The sequence below is a fragment of the Polynucleobacter sp. 39-46-10 genome (assembly GCF_002282275.1).
Genome location: NZ_NCJB01000339.1, coordinates 1 through 2,395 on the forward strand (window position 1 = coordinate 1; position 2,395 = coordinate 2,395).

Sequence of the window (2,395 nt, forward strand, 5' to 3'; positions counted from 1 at the left end):
AAGGTCGCCCCCATGACTGCTGAGGAACGCAAAGTTATTTTTGCTTCGTCTTTGGGTACGGTTTTCGAATGGTATGACTTTTATTTATATGGCTCATTGGCCGCCATTATTGCTAAACAGTTTTTCTCAGGGCTAGACCAGGGTTCCGCTTTTATTTTTGCCTTGCTGGCTTTTGCTGCAGGCTTTATCGTGCGACCTTTTGGTGCTTTGGTATTTGGACGGCTCGGAGATCTGATTGGTCGTAAGTACACCTTCCTAGTTACTATTTTGCTAATGGGTGTCTCAACATTTGTTGTTGGCATCTTGCCAAATTACGATTCGATTGGTGTGGCTGCCCCAGTCATCCTCATCGCATTGCGGATGCTGCAGGGCTTGGCTTTGGGTGGTGAATATGGTGGTGCCGCCACTTATGTTGCCGAGCATGCACCCCATGGTCGTCGCGGTGCATATACATCTTGGATTCAGACAACGGCTACTTTGGGTTTGTTTTTATCCCTGTTAGTGATCTTGGGCGCTCGTGAGTTAACGGGTTCTGATTTTGAGGTTTGGGGATGGCGCATTCCATTTGTCGTATCCATTGCATTACTTGGCATATCGATTTGGATTCGACTGTCCATGAACGAATCGCCTGCTTTCAAAAAAATGAAAGAGGATGGCAAGCTATCTAAAGCGCCGCTGACAGAGTCGTTTGCCCGATGGAAGAATTTAAAGATCGTTCTCTTGGCCTTGTTTGGCTTAGTGGCTGGTCAAGCAGTGGTCTGGTACACGGGTCAGTTTTATGCTTTGTTCTACCTTACTCAGGTACTCAAAGTAGACCCCACGACAGCTAACCTCTTAATCGCTGCCGCTTTAATCATTGGCACGCCATTCTTTATTATTTTTGGAACCTTGTCAGACATGATTGGTCGCAAGGTCATCATTATGGGTGGCCTGTTGTTAGCTGTTGTGACTTACATTCCGGGCACGCCAGTTTCTGTATTTAATGCATTAACCCACTTTGCAAATCCTGCCTTAGAAAAAGCAATGGTTACTGCGCCAGCAACAATTACTGCGGATCTGAGCGAGTGTAGTTTCCAGTTTAATCCGACTGGCACAGCTAAATTTACGAGCTCATGTGACATTGCTAAGCAGGTTATGGCATCAAACTCTGCCAGCTACAAAACAATTCCTGGGTCTGTGGGAAGTACTGCCATCATCAAAATTGGTGAAACTGAAATTCAGGCGTATTCAGCAAAAGGAATGACTTTAGAAGAGAGTCAGACGAGAGACGCAGAGTTTAAAAATGCTATCCGTAACGCTCTAAATTATGCGGGCTATCCAGCGAAAGCTAATCCTGAAGAAATCAGTTACGTTCCAGTACTCCTGTTGTTAGCCTATTTAGTTATTTTGGTGACAATGGTGTATGGCCCTATTGCAGCAATATTGGTCGAGATGTTCCCAACACGTATTCGCTACACCTCAATGTCCTTGCCCTACCATATTGGTAATGGCTGGTTTGGGGGTTTGCTGCCAACAATATCATTTGCCTTGGTTGCTCAAAACGGCAATATCTACCATGGTCTTTGGTATCCGATCATCATTGCTGCCATTACATTGGTGATTGGCACCTTATTTATTCGTGAGACAAAAGATGTTGATATTTATGCGAACGATTAGTTAATCTTTTGCTCTGTCAAAAACCCGATCAGCTTATGGTCGGGTTTTTTGTTGTCAAATTAATTCCAAAGATCTTTTTGATTACCGCGCTGAAAGAGGGCTTTGTTTTGGCTTGCTATTGAAGTGATTCTTTGTCCTGGTGTGAGATCAATCTGGGCGCCGGCTGCAAGCATTCCTGGCTTATTAACCCGCAAGTACCAGCCACTTTTTCCGGACTGCAGCATTGCCTTGGCCGCGCCTTTGTATTTCATCTTTGCGTTGAACTTAAAACATGGCTCTCTGAGTTTGACAACTGTAAATTCAAGTTCACCAATAGTCATCTTATCCCCCACAAATACTGCATCTTCAAGAAGTCCCTCGATCGTGAAGTTCTCACCCATAGACCCAGGCTGGAGATTAACTATTTGCTTGGTTTCCCTATTGAGAAGTTCATTCCAAAATGCATAGTGTTCGATTGAATAAACATATATCGCTTTTTCAAGGCCGCCATGTACTGATAAATCTGCTTGCTCGTCGCCCACAACACCTAAGGATTTGATTTCTACTGGGGTTGCCTGGCTTAGCGTGCTCACTGGCTTTTTATTGATCGCAGAAGCTACGCTTGAGTAATCGGGATGATTTAGTCCAAATAAGGGGCCTGATTTGCCAAGAGAGATTGATAGTAGTCGCATAGAGATTCGCTGATAAGATTGAACGATCACATGAAGAAAGCAAATAATGCAACTGTATAGGATCGTAG

General features: G+C 44.3%; 2 protein-coding genes. One reads left to right on the top strand and one right to left on the bottom strand.

Translation table 11 applies throughout. The features are described from left to right. Positions 1-12 precede the first annotated feature (12 nt). Positions 13-1,656 carry an MFS transporter gene (locus tag B7X71_RS15350; RefSeq protein ID WP_293601332.1) on the top strand — a complete coding sequence of 548 codons (1,644 nt, stop codon included), beginning with the start codon at positions 13-15 and terminating at the stop codon, positions 1,654-1,656. A 59-nt stretch (positions 1,657-1,715) separates the two neighbouring features. Here the strand turns inward: B7X71_RS15350 and B7X71_RS15355 are convergent. Beyond that, positions 1,716-2,395, bottom strand: a 680-nt coding sequence (locus tag B7X71_RS15355; protein ID WP_363927181.1) for an MOSC domain-containing protein, incomplete at its 5' end; no start/stop codon positions are given.

Coding starts and splice junctions, on each gene's coding strand:
- B7X71_RS15350 (WP_293601332.1), top strand. CDS start 13: ATGACTGCTGAGGAACGCAAAGTTATTTTTGCTTCGTCTTTGGGTACG.